The organism is Pseudomonas sp. PB103, from assembly GCF_009764635.1.
GTDB lineage: Bacteria > Pseudomonadota > Gammaproteobacteria > Pseudomonadales > Pseudomonadaceae > Aquipseudomonas.
Genome location: NZ_RWIL01000036.1, coordinates 26,924 through 42,706 on the forward strand (window position 1 = coordinate 26,924; position 15,783 = coordinate 42,706).

15 protein-coding genes are annotated in these 15,783 nt (G+C 60.3%); 11 read left to right on the forward strand and 4 right to left on the reverse strand.

What is annotated here, in order from left to right; translation table 11 throughout:
* Nucleotides 1-132: 132 nt before the first annotated feature.
* The 5 genes from EJA70_RS06230 to EJA70_RS06250 all read left to right on the forward strand — a co-directional run bounded on the left by EJA70_RS06230 (nucleotide 133) and on the right by EJA70_RS06250 (nucleotide 6,901).
* Entirely contained in the window at nucleotides 133-1,233 is a 1,101-nt protein-coding gene (locus tag EJA70_RS06230; protein ID WP_158830164.1) for an efflux RND transporter periplasmic adaptor subunit, read from the forward strand.
* Nucleotides 1,230-4,307 carry a MexW/MexI family multidrug efflux RND transporter permease subunit gene (locus EJA70_RS06235; protein WP_008083358.1) on the forward strand — a complete coding sequence of 1,026 codons (3,078 nt, stop codon included), beginning with the start codon at nucleotides 1,230-1,232 and terminating at the stop codon, nucleotides 4,305-4,307. The genes EJA70_RS06230 and EJA70_RS06235 overlap by 4 nt, the downstream gene beginning before the upstream one ends.
* Before the next feature lie 10 nt (nucleotides 4,308-4,317).
* On the forward strand, nucleotides 4,318-5,769 hold the full coding sequence (locus EJA70_RS06240) for an efflux transporter outer membrane subunit (protein ID WP_158830165.1): 1,452 nt from the start codon (nucleotides 4,318-4,320) through the stop codon (nucleotides 5,767-5,769).
* Between the two features lie 128 nt (nucleotides 5,770-5,897).
* Nucleotides 5,898-6,263 carry a helix-turn-helix transcriptional regulator gene (locus EJA70_RS06245; RefSeq protein WP_008083365.1) on the forward strand — a complete coding sequence of 122 codons (366 nt, stop codon included), beginning with the start codon at nucleotides 5,898-5,900 and terminating at the stop codon, nucleotides 6,261-6,263.
* A 77-nt stretch (nucleotides 6,264-6,340) separates the two neighbouring features.
* Nucleotides 6,341-6,901: a chorismate lyase gene (locus tag EJA70_RS06250; RefSeq protein ID WP_158830166.1), complete on the forward strand. Its 561-nt coding sequence runs from the start codon at nucleotides 6,341-6,343 to the stop codon at nucleotides 6,899-6,901.
* A gap of 33 nt (nucleotides 6,902-6,934) precedes the next feature.
* Here the strand turns inward: EJA70_RS06250 and EJA70_RS06255 are convergent, their stop codons facing one another.
* The 3 genes from EJA70_RS06255 to EJA70_RS06265 form a co-directional block, all read right to left on the reverse strand.
* Nucleotides 6,935-7,210, reverse strand: coding sequence for a LysR family transcriptional regulator (locus EJA70_RS06255; protein WP_008083384.1), 276 nt, complete (start codon nucleotides 7,208-7,210; stop codon nucleotides 6,935-6,937).
* 66 nt (nucleotides 7,211-7,276) lie between these two features.
* Entirely contained in the window at nucleotides 7,277-7,783 is a 507-nt protein-coding gene (locus tag EJA70_RS06260) for a flavin reductase (protein ID WP_045123182.1), read from the reverse strand.
* Between the two features lie 195 nt (nucleotides 7,784-7,978).
* On the reverse strand, nucleotides 7,979-8,860 hold the full coding sequence (locus tag EJA70_RS06265; protein ID WP_158830167.1) for a LysR substrate-binding domain-containing protein: 882 nt from the start codon (nucleotides 8,858-8,860) through the stop codon (nucleotides 7,979-7,981).
* 211 nt (nucleotides 8,861-9,071) lie between these two features.
* Here EJA70_RS06265 and EJA70_RS06270 point away from each other — a divergent pair, with 211 nt between their 5' ends.
* A complete protein-coding gene (locus EJA70_RS06270) occupies nucleotides 9,072-9,836 on the forward strand; it encodes a sulfite exporter TauE/SafE family protein (protein ID WP_158830168.1) in 765 nt (254 codons plus the stop codon).
* Here EJA70_RS06270 and EJA70_RS06275 read toward each other — a convergent pair.
* Nucleotides 9,826-10,140, reverse strand: a complete 315-nt coding sequence (locus EJA70_RS06275) for a putative quinol monooxygenase (RefSeq protein ID WP_158830169.1) — start codon at nucleotides 10,138-10,140, stop codon at nucleotides 9,826-9,828. The two genes, EJA70_RS06270 and EJA70_RS06275, sit on opposite strands and share 11 nt — an antisense overlap.
* A gap of 185 nt (nucleotides 10,141-10,325) precedes the next feature.
* Here EJA70_RS06275 and EJA70_RS06280 point away from each other — a divergent pair, with 185 nt between their 5' ends.
* The 5 genes from EJA70_RS06280 to EJA70_RS06300 all read left to right on the forward strand — a co-directional run bounded on the left by EJA70_RS06280 (nucleotide 10,326) and on the right by EJA70_RS06300 (nucleotide 15,783).
* Entirely contained in the window at nucleotides 10,326-10,916 is a 591-nt protein-coding gene (locus EJA70_RS06280) for an NAD(P)H-dependent oxidoreductase (RefSeq protein ID WP_008083391.1), read from the forward strand.
* Nucleotides 10,917-11,213: 297 nt separating this feature from the next.
* On the forward strand, nucleotides 11,214-12,125 hold the full coding sequence (locus EJA70_RS06285; RefSeq protein WP_053116979.1) for a LysR family transcriptional regulator: 912 nt from the start codon (nucleotides 11,214-11,216) through the stop codon (nucleotides 12,123-12,125).
* A gap of 103 nt (nucleotides 12,126-12,228) precedes the next feature.
* Nucleotides 12,229-13,122 (forward strand): NAD-dependent epimerase/dehydratase family protein, encoded by an 894-nt coding sequence (locus EJA70_RS06290; protein WP_158830170.1) that lies wholly within the window; start codon nucleotides 12,229-12,231, stop codon nucleotides 13,120-13,122.
* Between the two features lie 434 nt (nucleotides 13,123-13,556).
* Nucleotides 13,557-14,906: a GntP family permease gene (locus EJA70_RS06295; protein ID WP_158830171.1), complete on the forward strand. Its 1,350-nt coding sequence runs from the start codon at nucleotides 13,557-13,559 to the stop codon at nucleotides 14,904-14,906.
* Between the two features lie 16 nt (nucleotides 14,907-14,922).
* Nucleotides 14,923-15,783: a MurR/RpiR family transcriptional regulator gene (locus tag EJA70_RS06300; RefSeq protein WP_158830172.1), complete on the forward strand. Its 861-nt coding sequence runs from the start codon at nucleotides 14,923-14,925 to the stop codon at nucleotides 15,781-15,783.

Here is a 15,783-nt window from a genome sequence, read left to right on the forward strand (position 1 = left end):
GATAACTAACAAAACAGGCGCGTTACACGTGAATTGCCACAGGGATATATAGCGCGCCTGTTTTGTGCAACAGCCTTTATTTTCTTAATAACTGAACTTTTGTGCTCGCAATAAGAGTCAAGGGAGTGCCATATGCTTGCCCGAAATATCATTAAATCGCTGGTTTTTCTTCTCCTCGTACTGATCTTTTCCGCCGTGCTCGGCTGGCGCTTCTGGGCGCCACCGCAAGCCGCTGCCGACCAGCGCATCCCGAGTACGCGGGTCGGTCTGGCCGTGGCCAAAAAACAACCGTACACCTACTACCTTGAAGCGATCGGCAAACTGGAAGCGCAGCGTCAGGTGCTGGTCTCGGCCGAAGTCAGCGGCAAAGTGGTCGACATCGATTTCGAGTCCGGCGATCAAGTGGCGGCGGGGCAGGTGTTGCTCAAGCTCAACGACGCGCCGGAGCAGGGTGAACTGGTGCGCCTCAAAGGCGAGTTCGAATCGGCCAAGGCGCAATTTTCCCGGGTTCAGGAACTGGCCAAAAGCGGTGCAGAAAGCCGCCGCGCCTTCGACAGCGCCCGAGCGCAATACGACGCAGCCAAAGGTGACATGGAGCGCATGCAGGCGCAGATCGCCCAGCGTCATATCCGTGCACCATTCGCCGGCACCCTCGGTATTCGCCAGGCGCACCTCGGCCAATATCTGCAGGCTGGTAGCGCGGTGGCAACGCTGACGGATCCCGGTGTGCTGCGGGTCAATTTCACCCTCGCCGAGCGCGATGGCTCGCGGGTGCAACTGGGCCAGACCGTGCAGGCCAAGGTCGATGCCTGGGCGGATCAGACGTTTGCCGGGAAGATCGTTGCGGTCGACCCACAGATCAACCAATCCCACACCATCAATGTGCAAGCGGTCATCACCGATACCAAAAAACTCCTGCGCCCAGGCATGTATGCGCGGGTCTCGGTGACGTTGCCGCAGACCGCCGAATTGCTCATCCCGGAAACCGCCATCACCTACAACGCCTACGGCGAGAGTGTGTTCTCGGTCTACACCGACGAAGCCGGTGTGCAGAAGGTCAAGCGTGAAAGCATCAAGGTCGGCGAGCGCCGCGACGGTTGGGCCGTGGTCGACAAGGGCCTGGACGACGGTGCGCAGGTGGTGACTTCGGGTCAATTGAAACTGCATGACGGCGTGGCCGTGGAAGGTATCCCGGACACCATTGCTCTCAAACTCAGCGGGCTGGAAAAATGAATTTCACCGACCTCTTTCTTCGCCGGCCGGTGCTGGCCGTGGTGGTCAGCACGTTGATTCTGTTGTTCGGTGTCCGGGCGCTGATGAACCTGCCGATTCGCCAGTATCCGATGCTGGAAACGTCGACCATCACGGTCACCACCCAGTACCCGGGCGCCTCGTCCGAACTGATGCAAGGCTTCGTCACGCAGCCGATCAGTCAGGCGGTGGCCTCGGTCGAAGGGATCGATTATCTGTCGTCGGCGTCGACCCAAGGCCGTAGCCAGGTAACGATCCGCATGGCGCTCAACAGTGATTCCATCGCGGCGCTGACCGAGGTCATGGCCAAGGTCAACCAGATCAAATATCGCTTGCCCAAGGATGCCTACGACCCGGTGGTGGAACGCACCTCGGGCGGTTTCACCAGCGTGGCTTACGTGGCGTTTGCCAGTTCCAACCTGACCATCCCGGAAATGTCGGACTACATTTCCCGCGTCGTCGAACCGATGTTCGCCGGCATCGAAGGGGTGGCCAAGATCAACATCATGGGCGAGCAGAAACTCTCCATGCGCCTGTGGCTCGACCCGCAACGCTTGGCTGGCTACGGCATGACCGGACAGGACGTTTCGACCGCCATCGAGGGCAACAACTTCCAGGCCGCACCCGGTCAGGTCAAAGGTTTGTATGTGGTCAGCAACCTGCGGGTCAACACGGACCTGAACAGCGTGGAAGACTTCCGCGACATGGTGCTGCGCAACGATAACGGCCACATCATTCGAGTGCGCGATGTCGGCACGGTCGAGCTGAATGCGGCATCGACCGATACCAGCGGCGCAATGAGCGATGTGCCGGCGCTGTTCCTCGGACTCGACGCGGCGCCGACCGGCAACCCGCTGGTAATCGTCAAGCGTGTGCGCGAATTGCTGCCACAAATCCAGGAAACCTTGCCACCGGGCGTGACCGTACAGATTCCTTTCGAAGTGGCGCACTTCATTCAGTCGTCGATCGATGAGGTGTCTTACACCCTGCTCGAAGCGCTGGTGATCGTGGTGCTGGTGATTTACCTCTGCCTGGGCACGTTCCGTACGGTATTGATTCCGTTGGTGACGATTCCGCTGTCGATGCTCGGCGCGGCGATGCTCATGCAGATGTTCGGCTTCAGTCTCAATTTGCTGACCTTGCTCGCCATGGTCCTGGCCATCGGGCTGGTGGTGGACGACGCCATCGTCGTGGTGGAAAACGTCCACCGGCATATCGAGGAGGGCAAGACACCGTTTGATGCGGCGTTGATCGGTGCGCGGGAAGTGGCCGGGCCGGTGGTGGCGATGACCTTCACGCTGGCGGCGGTGTATGCCCCGATCGGCTTGATGGGCGGCCTCACCGGCACGCTGTTCAAAGAGTTCGCGTTGACCCTGGCCGGCGCCGTGGTGATTTCCGGCATCGTCGCGCTGACCTTGTCGCCGATCATGAGTACGCGTTTGCTGGATGCGAAAACCAGTGAAGGGTTCATGGCGGTCAAGGCCGATCGCTTCTTCCAGAATCTGGCTCGCCGTTACGGCGCGTTGCTCGGCGGTTCGCTGGCGAAGCGCTGGATCAGTCTGACCGTGGCGCTGGTGATCTTCTTCAGCCTGCCGTTCCTCTATCGCTCGGCGCAGACCGAACTGGCACCGCTGGAAGACCAGAACATTCTGCTGACCGCGATCAAGGCACCGCAGCACGCCAACCTCAATTACCTCGAAGCGTACGCGCACAAACTCTACGAGACCTTCAACGAAATTCCCGAGGGTTACAGCAACTGGGTGGCCAACGGCACTGACGGTCTGTCCAACAGCGTCGGCGGGATCAACCTGGTCGATTGGGAAAAACGTGGCCGCGATGCCAATACCATTCAGCCGGACTTGCAGGCCCGGGTGAACCAGATCGAAGGCACGAGCATTTTCGTCTTCCAGATGCCGCCTCTGCCGGGCTCCACCGGTGGCTTGCCGGTGCAGATGGTGATTCGCAGCGATCAGGAATACCTCGCGCTGTTCAACGTGATGGATCAGCTCAAGCAAGCGGCGCAGGCCAGCGGTCTGTTCGCGGTGGTCGACAGCGATCTGGACTTCAACAATCCCGTGGTGGAGATTCAGGTCGATCGCGCCAAGGCGAACGCCCTGGGCATTCGCATGCAGGACATTGGCGAGACGCTGAACAGTCTGATCGGCGAAAAGTACGTCAACCGGTTCTCCTTCCACGGGCGTTCGTATGACGTGATTCCACAGTCGATCTCTTCGGACCGCCTGACCCCGGAAACCCTCAAGCTCTACTACGTCAAGGATCAGAAGGGCAATCCGGTGCCGTTGTCGACGCTGGCCACCCTCAGCGTCAAGGTCGAACCGAACCGCCTGACCCAGTTCAACCAACAGAACTCTGCGACGTTCCAGGCCATTCCGGCACCGGGCGTCACGTTGGGTGCTGCGGTGGAGTTCCTGCAAAAACAATCGGAAAGTTTCCCCGCCGGTTTCAGTTTCGACTGGCAGTCCGACGCGCGCCAATACGTGCAGGAAGGCAACAGCCTGGCGTTCACCTTCGGCCTGGCCCTGGTGATCATCTACCTGGTGCTGAGCGTGCAATACGAGAGCTTCCGCGATCCGTTCATCATCCTGATCAGCGTGCCGCTGTCGATCTGTGGCGCATTGGTGCCGCTGGCGCTGGGCATGACTTCGATGAACATCTACACGCAGATCGGTTTGATCACGCTGATCGGCTTGATCAGCAAGCACGGGATTCTGATGGTCGCGTTTGCCAACGAACTGCAACGCAAGCAGGGCATGGACCGCGTGCAAGCCATTCAGCATGCCGCGCAAGTACGCCTGCGGCCAATCCTGATGACCACCGCGGCGATGGTGGTCGGTCTGGCGCCGTTGTTGTTCGCCAGTGGTGCCGGCGCCAACAGCCGTTTCGGCCTGGGCCTGGTGATTGTGGTGGGGATGCTCATCGGTACGTTGTTCACCCTGTTCATTCTGCCGTCGGTCTACACCCTGCTGAGTTCGATCAAGCAGCCGGCCCGCGTCACTGAAGCCGCCATGGCCGGTGCGCCACAACCCACCTTGTGAGGACGTTTTCATGTATCGGATTACACGCTTCATGCTGGCGCCCCTGGCCGTTTCCATCCTGTTGTCGGCGGGCTGTGTGAACTACGCCGGGATCAATCACCAGGGCAAATTGTTGTCGCTTGGCGAGGCGTCTTCCGACAGCCTCAAGGACACCCTGCCGCCGGCCGCATGGCCGCGCAGCGATTGGTGGGCGACGTTGGGCGATCCACGCCTCGGCGCGCTGATCGAGGAGGCCTATGCCAGCAACCCGGACCTGCAGGAAGTCACGGCGCGGGTGGCCAAGGCCAATGCATTTCTCGACTTGCGCGACGCCGAGCGCTACCCGCAAATGGACGCGGCGGCCGGTGTCACTCGTGGTCGCCTGTCGAAGTTCGAGGACTACAGCGGCGAGGGGCACCAGTACTTCACCGCGCGCAATCTGGCAGTCAATTTCAACTACACCTTCGACCTCTGGGGCGGCCAGCGTGCCGCCTGGGAGTCGGCGCTGAACGGCGCGATGGCGGCCGAAGTCGATCTGCAATCGTCGCGCCTGATTCTGACGGTCAACGTGGTCAAGGCCTACAACCAGTTGGCTTACGCCTGGCAGGTGTCGGAGCTCAATCGCCGCGATCTGGAGCGCCTGAGCAAACTGGTCGAGCTGACCGATTCACGCTACGGCTCGGGGCTGGATAACCTGTCGCAACTCAAGCAGGTACAGAGCCTCAAGGCGCGTTCGGAGTCGACGCTGATCGGCGCCAACGAGGACATCGAAATCGCTCGCTTGCAGTTGTCGGCGCTGATCGGCAAAGGCGTTGATCGTGCGCAAACCATCGAGCGTCCGGCGAGTCTGCAAGCCAGCGTCGTGGCGTTGCCCGCGCAATTGCCGGCGCAACTGCTCGGGCGTCGCCCGGACATCGTCGCGGCGCGCTGGCGCGTCGAAGCCGAGAACAAAAACATCGAAGCGGTGAAGACCACGTTCTACCCCAACATCAATCTGGTCGCCGCCGCAGGCTCGCACGCGCTGACCGGGGATGCGCTGTTTGCCGGCGTCAGCAAGTTCTGGAACGTTGCGCCGACCGTGACGCTGCCGATCTTCGATGCCGGGCGCCTGCGCTCCGACCTCAAGGCCGGCAATGCGCAACTGGACAGCTCGATCGCGCAGTACAACCGCGTGCTCAGTTCGGCCCTGCACGAAGTGGCGATTTCGGTGACGCAACTGCGCTCTTTCGAGCAACAGATTGTCGTGCAGCGTGACGCCTGCACGATTGCCCAGTCGTCTTACGATCTGTCGCAGTCGCGCTACAAGGCCGGGGAGGACACGTTCCTTGATGCGCTAAACATCGAGCAACAATTGATTCAGGACGAAATGCGTCTGGCGTTCCTCAACAGCAAGCACATCGACAGCTCGATTTCGTTGATGGCAGCGCTGGGCGGTGGGTTCCAGGAGCAACCGTTGCAGGCGGCGCAGAGCGCCGGGCTGTAGTGACAGACGTGGCGTAGCCAGCGGGACGGCTGTCGCCGGGAGGGGCTTGTTGTGTATAGTCTTACTGTTCTCGTATAGACGAATTCAAGCAAGTTTTCTCCCGCCTATATCATCAAAGGTACCTACCTATGAACGTCCCGAATCACCCCAATCAGGACCAGATCCTTTTGGAGAATGTTCTGTCCGCATTGGGCAGCCCGTTGCGTCTGACTGTCTTGAAAGTCTTGGCCGATGGCCAGGAACATCCTTGCGGCCGGATCCTCAAGGGCGCCTCGAAGTCGACCATGACTCACCACTGGCGGGTCCTGCGTGACAGCGGTCTGATTTGGCAACGGCCGTACGGTCGGGAAAACCTGCTGTCGCTGCGTCGCGAAGACATGGACCTGCGGTTTCCCGGCTTGCTTGATTCGCTACTCACGGCGGTCAAGTTCGACGAGCAGACCGTCGATGTGATCAGCAAGCACGAAGTGACCGAAGACAGCAGTACGCAATGACCACGACGTTGCGCTGAAGGCCGTGTTCTTCAGCGCCAGCAATACAATGACGATCAACAGGGAGGTTGAGTGCGGGTATGGATACGAGTCATTACTGGTCGTCACGACCACTGGCGCAATTGAGCGGTGCGGAACAGCACTGGCTGTTTTTGCCGGGAGCGCTGACGCCGCGTCTGAAAGCCATGGGCGCCTATTCGATCGAAGTCGTCGAGCAGTTCCTCGGCGCGCTCAACCCGGATGAGGCGCAAGCCTTGAACGTCCCCGCGACCAGCACTGGCTGGGTGCGTGAAGTGGTGATGAAACTCGATGGCGAGGCGTGCGTGACCGCGCGCAGCCTGACCAGCATGCCGGCGTTGCACAGCGACTGGTCGGAGTTGAACAACTACGGCGGACGACCATTGGCGGAGATTCTCTACACGTCGGAGCAAACCCTGCGCGAGCCGTTTCAGTGCGCCGTGTTAGCCCCCGGCGCGCCGCTGACGGCACTCTCCCATCGCTTCGCACCGCAGGCCAAACGCCTGCTGGCGCGGCGCTCGCGTTTCACCCGCAATGGCTCGCCGCTGTTGGTCAGTGAATGTTTTTTGCCCGCGTTCTGGGCGCGGGTCGAGTACGCCTCGGGCCTGAAATCCGCCTCATGAGTTGAAGCCTTGCGGGAGCCAGCTCCCGCAAGTTCAGAGCCGAATCACCGCTTCGATCTGGCTGATCGCCGGCGTCAATGCCTGCGCCAGTTGCTGGGCTTTGCAGGTGGGGTGCATGGTTCTCGACGAGCGCAGAAACAGCGGGTCATCAAAGCGCTTGCGCAACCGCGCGAGCGACCCGCTGATGGCCGGTTGTTTGACGTTCAGCCGCTCGGCCGTGCGCGATACGCTGCGTTCGCGAAACAACACCAGAAAGATGATGATCAGGTTCAGGTCGATATCCGCGAAGTTGTCTTCATTGAATAGCATGGTCACTTCCCTGTTTAGACCTGGAGGCCGGCGTGCAGACTGCCGCACGCCGGCCTCCAGGGATAATCACTGATCCGGGGCCAGGCGCAACTCGTCGTTCAGACGGTAGTAATTGCGATTGAAATAGACGAGGCCTTCCGTGGCTTCGCTGTGCTGCAGTTCGAGGATTTCACAGTAAAAAATGCTGTGAGTGCCGACCTCGTCGATCTTCGCGACGCGGCAGTCAAGGCTGACCAGCGCCTCGGCGATAACCGGCGAACCGGTCACCAGGGTCTGGCAGTTGACGCTGGAAAAGCGCTCCTGCATGGTCAGTTGCCGGTTGGCGAACGCCCCGGACGTCGACTGATGCCCACCGGTCAAGACGTTCACACACAGCACACCGTTGGTTTTGAAATGCTCGTGATTGGACGACGAGCGATTGACACACACCAGCAGCGTTGGCGGCGAATCCGTCACGCTGCACACCGCCGAAGCGGTAAACCCGAAACGCCCGGCAGGGCCATCGGTTGTGACGATGGTGACGGCACTCCCCAGCATCGCCATTGCATTACGAAACTCCGTTGAATCAACCACAGCGTCACCTCATTCCATGTAGGTCATTGGGAGCCGATCCGTTCTTCCTTGTCCGTTGTCGTTGTGCGAAAACGGTATCGGGCAACACGTTCGCTCTGGCGATATAGTACGTATGTATACGTACCTTGCAAGCTATTCCTTGTGCTTATTTTGCAGAAAAATATGCCAGCCTGATCGGTCGCCAGTGCTCTGTTCTCAAGTGTCAGACAAGGCCTGCAGCAGGGACTTGGCATACGCCGGCAACGTGTCGAATTCGCGGGCGCACAGCAGCAGTTTTCGTCGCGCCCACGGCTCGTTCAGCGCCAGGCTTTTCAACGATTGCGAGGGCGCGCGCTCGATGGCTGCCAGGGGCACGATGGCAATGCCTGCGCCCATCGCAACCATGCGCAGCACGCCATCAAAACCGTCGGCGCGGATGCGAATCTGCATCCGTGCGCCGGCGTGCAGCGCTTGCTCTTCCAGGTACACCGCCAGTGCGCTGTCGGCGCGCAGCCCGACGAAGTCGTGGCGCAAGGTGTCGCTGAAACTGACTTCGCTCAAGCCGGACAAAGGATGATCGCAGGGCAGGATCAGCACCAGTGGATCGTCGCGAAATGCTCGGGTTTGCAAATCGGTGGTGTCGACCGCGTCGGAAACGATGCCGATGTCCGCCGCGCCCTGGCGCAATGCGTGGGTAATGCGCGCGCTGGGCAGCTCCTGCAGATCGATGTCGAGATTGCGATGGTGTTGCAGGAATTCGGCGAGCACTTCCGGCAAGTATTCAGTGATCGCGGTGGTGTTGCACAGCAGGCGCACCTGGCCTTTGACACCTTGCGCGTAATCCGCCAGATCCTGCTGCATGCGTTCGGCCTGTTGCAGGAGCACGCGAGCATGTTGCGCCAGCGCGGTGCCGGCGGGTGTGGGGGTGACACCGCGACGGCCACGCTGGAGAAAATCAACGCCCAGCGAGGCTTCCATCGCACGGATTCTGGCGCTGGCGGCGGCGAGGGAAAGATGGCTGCGAGCGGCGCCGGCGGTGATGTTGCCGGTGTCGAGGATGTGCAGGTAGAGGCGCAGGTCGGTGAGGTCGAAGTGCATGTCGGCAGCCGGTTTTGTGGGGTTTAAGCAGGCCCCATCGCTGGCAAGCCAGCTCCCACAGGTTCAGCGTTGATCACAAGTTTTGTGCACGACACAAAACACTGTGGGAGCTGGCTTGCCAGCGATAAGGCCTTCAGCCTCTCGAAATTCCAGAGGCAGCCTCAGTATATGGCAGATTTTCACCCCGTCCCGACTGGCGCACAGTAACGCCATGAACACACTCGCAGACTTCTACCAGAATCTCGGCCTGACCCTGTCCTTGCTGGTCATCGCCACCTTCTTTCTCGCCGGCCTGATCAAAGGCATCATCGGCCTCGGCCTGCCCACCGTCGCCATGGGCCTGCTCGGTCTGGCTATGGCACCCTCGCAGGCAGCCGCGCTGTTGATCATCCCGTCGACGCTGACCAACCTCTGGCAACTGGCATTCGGCGGACATCTGCAAGGGCTGATCAAACGCCTTTGGCCGATGTTGCTGATGATCTTCCTTGGCACCGGCATCGGCACCTTGTGGATCGGCATGGCCGGCGGACATTGGGTGGTGCGCGGACTCGGCGCGGCGTTGTTGCTGTATGCGCTGAGCGGCTTGTTTCTGCCGACGCTCAGTGTAAAACCCCGCCATGAAGGCTGGCTTGGTCCGGTCTGTGGTTTGATCACTGGCATCATCACCTCCGCCACCGGCGTGTTCGTGATTCCGGCGGTGCCCTATCTGCAGGCGCTGGGTTTGAGCCGTGACGAACTGGTGCAGGCGCTTGGCCTGTCGTTCACCGTCTCGACCCTGGCGCTGGCCGGCGGCCTGCTCTGGCGTGGCGCACTCGGCGGCGGTGAATTGAGCGCCTCGTTGCTGGCGCTGATTCCGGCGGTGCTGGGCATGTTGCTCGGCCAATGGCTGCGGCAACGCATCAGCGCTGTGCAGTTCAAACGGGTTTTCTTCATCGGTCTGGGCGCGCTCGGCGCCCATTTTTTGATCAGCGCTTAGCTGAGGCTGCGCTGAGCATGTCGATCGGGCGGATATCGAAATCGCGCTCCAGATAGTCCATGCGCTCGGCGAAAAATGCCTTCATGTGCGGCAGGTTCGAGTGCACATCCAGGTGCGCCTGGCTCTCCCAGATCTCGTAAAAGATAAACAGCGACGGATCTTCCTTGTCGCGCAGCATGTGGTATTCGATGCAACCAGGCTCGGCGCGGCTCGGTTCGACATAGGCGCGAAACAGCTCCTCAAAAGCCTCGGATTTTTCCGGGCGGGTCTTGGCGTGCAGGATAAAACCCTGGCGTTCACTCATCTCAAATACCTCCTCAAATGCAGATGGCCGCGCATGCTATGGCAATAATCGGCATTCGATTCGTGCTTTTCAGTCAAATGTATTTTGCGTAATCACGGCTTATTCCGCGCGAGGCGGACCGTTAATCTGCCGCCATTCCAGTTTCCCTTCTCACTCCAGCCCAATGGCTGCGCCGAGGTTTTGTCATGAAAAAAGTGCTGTTGCTCAATGGCGGTAAAAAATTTGCTCACTCAGACGGTCGCTACAACGCCACCCTGCACGAAGCTGCGCTGAGCGTGCTTGATCGTGGCGGGCTCGATGTTAAAACCACTTTCATCGACGAGGGTTACGACGTCGCGGAAGAAGTGGCCAAATTCCTCTGGGCCGACGTGATCATTTATCAGATGCCGGGCTGGTGGATGGGCGCACCGTGGACGGTGAAAAAATACCTCGACGAAGTCTTCACCGAAGGCCACGGCAGCCTCTACGCCAGCGATGGCCGCACCCGTTCCGATGCGTCGCAGAAGTACGGCAGCGGCGGTCTGATTCAGGGCAAGCAATACATGCTGTCGCTGACCTGGAACGCACCGCAGCAAGCGTTCGATGACCCGACTGATTTCTTCGAGGCCAAAGGTGTTGATGCGGTGTACTTCCCGTTCCACAAGGCCAACGAATTTTTGGGCATGACCGCATTGCCGACGTTCTTGTGCGTGGACGTGATGAAACGCCCGAACATCGAGGGTGATGTGGCGCGTTACGAGCAGCATCTGACCGAGGTTTTTGGCCTTAAGGCTTGAGGCTGCCACCTGTGCCCAGGGGATTAATCTGGGGTTATGGGTTTTATTGTGGTGAAGAGATTTATTGTTGAGGGGATGTACCTGTGGTGGTGGGATTTATTGTGGCGAGGGGATTTATCCCCGATGGGTCGCGCAGCGGCCCCGCGCTTGATCCTGAAACAGAGCGGGCCTGCTGCGCAGTCCATCGGGGATAAATCCCCTCGCCACAAGTAGATCTCTGTGGACAGAAAATTCCCCACCCGCCCAAGCCATTCTTTCACCACAATACAGGGGTGATGACCATCCTAAGGGACACCCGTGAAAGCCAGATCCGATGAGTTGCAGATTTTCGTCTGCGTGATCGAATGCGGTTCCATCTCCGCCGCCGCCGAGCAAGTCGGCCAGACGCCGTCGGCCGTCAGCCGCACGCTGTCGAAGCTGGAAGCCAAGCTCGACACCACGCTGATCAACCGCACCACGCGGCGCATGGACCTGACCGAAGAGGGCAAATACTTCTTTGAACACGCCAAGCTGATTCTCGATCAGATGGATCAACTCGAAGAACGTCTGTCCTCGCGCCAGCAAACCCCGTCCGGACGTCTGCGCATCAACGCCGCGTCGCCGTTCATGCTCCACGCGGTGGTCCCCTACATCGACGAGTTTCGCCGGCTCTATCCGGACATCCAGCTCGAACTCAACAGCAATGACCTGATCATTGACCTGCTGGAACAAAGCACCGACATCGCCATCCGCATCGGCACCCTCGCCGATTCGACGTTGCACGCGCGTTCGCTCGGTTGCAGTCCGCTGCTGATCGTCGCCAGCCCTGCGTATCTGGAAAAGCACGGCGCGCCGCAGCAAGTCGCCGATCTGAGCGAACACACCTTGCTCGGCTTCACTCAGAACGAAGGCCTCAACCAATGGCCGCTGCGCTACGTGCACGGCGACCGTTGGCCAATCACCCCGGCGATCAGCGCCTCCAGTGGCGAGACCGTGCGTCATCTGGCGCTGGAAGGGCAGGGCATCGCTTGCCTGTCGCACTTCATGACCATCGACGACATCCGTGCCGGGCGTTTGAAAGTCCTGCTCGGCGAATTCAACAGCGGTTATCGCCAGCCGATCAATGCGGTGTACTACCGTAACTCGCAATTGGCGCTGCGCATTCAGTGCTTCCTCGACTTCATCCAGAGCAAACTCGCCGCCTACGCCAGCGCCGATTTCAAGGGCTGATTCGTGACCTCTGCGCAAGAGTGAATTGGCCGAGGGCCGGTTTTTCCCCCGGGCTCACGGGCCGATACTCGTCCCATCACTTACTTACGCAGGGAGTTACTCCATGAACGTATTCGTCACCGGCGCTGCCGGTTTTATCGGCGGCTCGATCGCTACCGGTCTGGTTCAGGCCGGGCATAACGTCACCGGGCTGGTGCGCAGCACCGAACAGGCTGCTGAGCTGAAAGCACTCGGCATTACCCCGGTCATCGGCACCCTCGACGACAAAGCACTGCTCGCCGAACAGGCCCGCGCTGCCGACGCCGTGATCAACGCCGCCAGCAGCGACCATCGCGGTGCCGTCGAAGCCTTGCTTGATGCCTTGCGCGGTACCAACAAAGTCTTTCTGCACACCAGCGGTTCGAGCATCGTCGGCGACGCGTCGGGCGGTAAATCCAGCGACGTCATCTACTTTGAAGACAACCTGCCGGAGCCGACCGTCGACAAGGCCGCACGCGTGGCCATCGACAACCTGATCCTCGCCGCGGCAAAGGATGGCGTGTATTCCGCCGTCATCTGCAACACGCTGATCTACGGCCACAGCCTGGGCGTCAATCGCGACAGCGTGCAATTGCCGCGACTGCTCAAACAGGCGCGCAAAAGCGGCGTGGTGCGCCACGTCGGCACAGGCCAGAACATCTGGTCCAACGTGCACACCGAAGACGTCGTCGCCCTCTACCTGCTGGCGCTGACCAAAAACGTCCCGGGCACGTTCTACTTCGTCGAAAGCGGCGAAGCGTCGTTTATCGACATGACCACCGCCATGGGCCAAGCGCTGAACCTGGGCCAACCGCAAGACTGGCCATTGAAAGACGCCGAAGCCGAATGGGGCTACGAAATGGCCAACTACGGCCTCGGCTCCAACAGCCGAGTGCGCGGCAAACATGCGCGCGAACTGCTGGGCTGGGCGCCGAAACGCACGTCAGTGGTTGAATGGATTCGTAACGAAATGGTGTGAGTCCTACACCAACCCTTGTAAACACCACCGAACCTGTGGGAGCTGGCTTGCCAGCGATAGCGGTTCACCAGTCAGCATCCAAGTTGAATGTGCAGCCGTCATCGCTGGCAAGCCAGCTCCCACAGGTTATCCGCGTTGCACCTGACGCAATGCAATCAAACTGTAGGAGCAAAGCTTGCTCGCGAAAGCGCTGTGTCAGTCGATAGAAATGTCGAATGTGGCACCGTCTTCGCGAGCAAGCTCGGCTCCTACAGGTCTTGTGTGGGTATGAAAATTCGCTGGGTGGATTTTCATTAATCACGACAAGACATATCCATTTGCGACATCCCTTACCTCTCCACGAAAATTACTTTCATTCGGTTTGAAATCTCGATCTCGAAATGATTTATGAGTTTCACAACCCATTCGAACGTGACCCTTTCGAGGAGTACCGCATGACGCCTGACTTCGGCTATTGGCTGCTGGTGTATGCCGCCGTTGCCATCATCGCGCTGATCGTGTTGATCGCCCGTTACCGGCTCAATCCGTTCATCGTCATTACCCTGATTTCCATCGGCCTGGCGCTGGTCGCGGGGATGCCGCCGTCGGGTGTGGTAGGGGCGTATGAGGCCGGGGTGGGCAAGACGCTGGGGCATATTGCGCTGGTGGTTGCGCTGGGGACGATGCTTGGCAAGATGATGGCCGAGTCCGGCGGCGCCGAGCAGTTGGCGCGCACGCTGATCGATAAATTCGGTGAAAAGAATGCGCACTGGGCGATGGTCTGCATTGCGTTTCTGGTCGGTTTGCCGCTGTTCTTCGAGGTCGGTTTTGTGTTGCTGGTGCCGATTGCGTTCACCGTGGCGCGGCGCGTGGGTGTGTCGATTCTGATGGTCGGTTTGCCGATGGTCGCCGGCCTGTCGGTGGTGCATGCGCTGGTGCCGCCGCACCCGGCGGCGATGCTCGCTGTGCAGGCTTATCAGGCGTCGGTCGGGCAAACCTTGCTGTATGCGATCGCCATCGGCATTCCGACGGCGATTATCGCCGGCCCCCTGTACGCCAAATTCATCGTGCCGCGCATTCACTTGCCGGCGGATAACCCGCTGGAAAAACAATTCCTCGACCGCGAACCGCGCGACAAGCTGCCGGGTTTCGGCATCACCATGGCGACCATTCTGTTGCCGGTGGTGTTGATGTTGATCGGCGGTTGGGCCAACCTGATTTCCACGCCGGGCGGCGGTTTCAACCAGTTCCTACTGTTCATCGGCAACTCGGTGATCGCGCTGTTGCTGGCGACGTTGCTGAGTTTCTGGACTCTGGGTATCGCCCAGGGTTTCAGCCGTGAATCGATTCTCAAATTCACCAACGAATGCCTGGCGCCAACGGCCAGTATCACTTTGCTGGTCGGCGCTGGCGGCGGTTTGAACCGCATTCTGGTCGACGCTGGTGTGACCGATCAGATCGTCGGCCTCGCTCACGAATTCCACCTGTCGCCGCTGATCATGGGCTGGCTGTTCGCAGCGCTGATGCGCATCGCTACAGGCTCGGCGACCGTGGCCATGACCACCGCGTCCGGCGTGGTCGCGCCGGTGGCCATTGGTCTGGGATATCCACACCCTGAGCTGTTGGTGCTGGCGACCGGCGCCGGCTCGGTTATCTTTTCCCACGTCAACGACGGCGGCTTCTGGTTGATCAAGGAATACTTCAACATGACGGTCGCCCAGACTTTCAAGACCTGGACCGTGCTCGAGACGCTGATCTCGCTGGTCGCTTTCGGCCTGACCGTCGGCCTTTCTTACCTGCTGTAACCGGAGCCCGCCGCCCATGGACATCCTCTACCAGATCCGCGCCCGTCAGGATTCCTTCAGCGCCGGCGAAGGCCGTATCGCCCGGCTGATGCTCGACGATGTCGGTTTCGCCGCCAGCGCCAGCCTCGAAGACCTCGCGCAACGCGCCGAAGTCAGCACCGCCACGCTGTCGCGTTTCGCCCGCACCGTCGGCTGTCGCGACCTGCGTGATCTGCGTCTGCAACTGGCTCAGGCCAGCGGCGTTGGCAGCCGCTTTCTAGACCCGGCGGGCACGCCTGAACAGTCGGCGTTCTACGGGCAGATCGTCGGCGACATCGAAACCACGCTGCGCCAGCATCTTGCCGGATTCGACGAATCACGCTTCGCCGATGCAGTGAGATTGCTCGGCCAGGCGCGGATGATTCACGCCTTCGGCATGGGCGGTTGCTCGACGCTGTGCAGCGATGAATTGCAGGTGCGGCTGGTGCGCCTCGGCTATCCGATTGCGGTGTGTCATGACGCGGTGATGATGCGCGTCACCGCCGCCAGCCTCAACGCCGAGCAAGTGGTCATCGTCTGCTCGCTGACCGGCATCACCCCGGAGCTTTTGGAAACGGTCGAACTGGCGCGCAACTACGGCGCGCGCATTCTCGCCATCACCCGCGCCGACTCGCCGCTGGCCGAACTGGCCGACATCGTCCTGCCGCTGCAAGGTGCGGAAACCTCGTTCATCTACAAACCGACGGCGGCGCGCTACGGCATGCTGCTCGCCATCGACGTGCTCGCGACCGAGCTGGCGCTGGCCAATCCTGAAGACAATCAAGAACGTCTGCGGCGGATCAAACTGGCCCTCGACGAATACCGTGGCGGCGACGACCACCTGCCGCTGGGAGACTGA

Bases quoted from the DNA above. Each gene is read 5' to 3' on its own strand.
- EJA70_RS06245 (WP_008083365.1), top strand. From the start codon at position 5,898: ATGAACGTCCCGAATCACCCCAATCAGGACCAGATCCTTTTGGAGAAT.
- EJA70_RS06265 (WP_158830167.1), bottom strand. From the start codon at position 8,860: ATGCACTTCGACCTCACCGACCTGCGCCTCTACCTGCACATCCTCGAC.
- EJA70_RS06250 (WP_158830166.1), top strand. From the start codon at position 6,341: ATGGATACGAGTCATTACTGGTCGTCACGACCACTGGCGCAATTGAGC.
- EJA70_RS06295 (WP_158830171.1), top strand. From the start codon at position 13,557: ATGACGCCTGACTTCGGCTATTGGCTGCTGGTGTATGCCGCCGTTGCC.
- EJA70_RS06255 (WP_008083384.1), bottom strand. From the start codon at position 7,210: ATGCTATTCAATGAAGACAACTTCGCGGATATCGACCTGAACCTGATC.
- EJA70_RS06270 (WP_158830168.1), top strand. From the start codon at position 9,072: ATGAACACACTCGCAGACTTCTACCAGAATCTCGGCCTGACCCTGTCC.
- EJA70_RS06290 (WP_158830170.1), top strand. From the start codon at position 12,229: ATGAACGTATTCGTCACCGGCGCTGCCGGTTTTATCGGCGGCTCGATC.
- EJA70_RS06230 (WP_158830164.1), top strand. From the start codon at position 133: ATGCTTGCCCGAAATATCATTAAATCGCTGGTTTTTCTTCTCCTCGTA.
- EJA70_RS06300 (WP_158830172.1), top strand. From the start codon at position 14,923: ATGGACATCCTCTACCAGATCCGCGCCCGTCAGGATTCCTTCAGCGCC.
- EJA70_RS06280 (WP_008083391.1), top strand. From the start codon at position 10,326: ATGAAAAAAGTGCTGTTGCTCAATGGCGGTAAAAAATTTGCTCACTCA.
- EJA70_RS06235 (WP_008083358.1), top strand. From the start codon at position 1,230: ATGAATTTCACCGACCTCTTTCTTCGCCGGCCGGTGCTGGCCGTGGTG.
- EJA70_RS06240 (WP_158830165.1), top strand. From the start codon at position 4,318: ATGTATCGGATTACACGCTTCATGCTGGCGCCCCTGGCCGTTTCCATC.
- EJA70_RS06275 (WP_158830169.1), bottom strand. From the start codon at position 10,140: ATGAGTGAACGCCAGGGTTTTATCCTGCACGCCAAGACCCGCCCGGAA.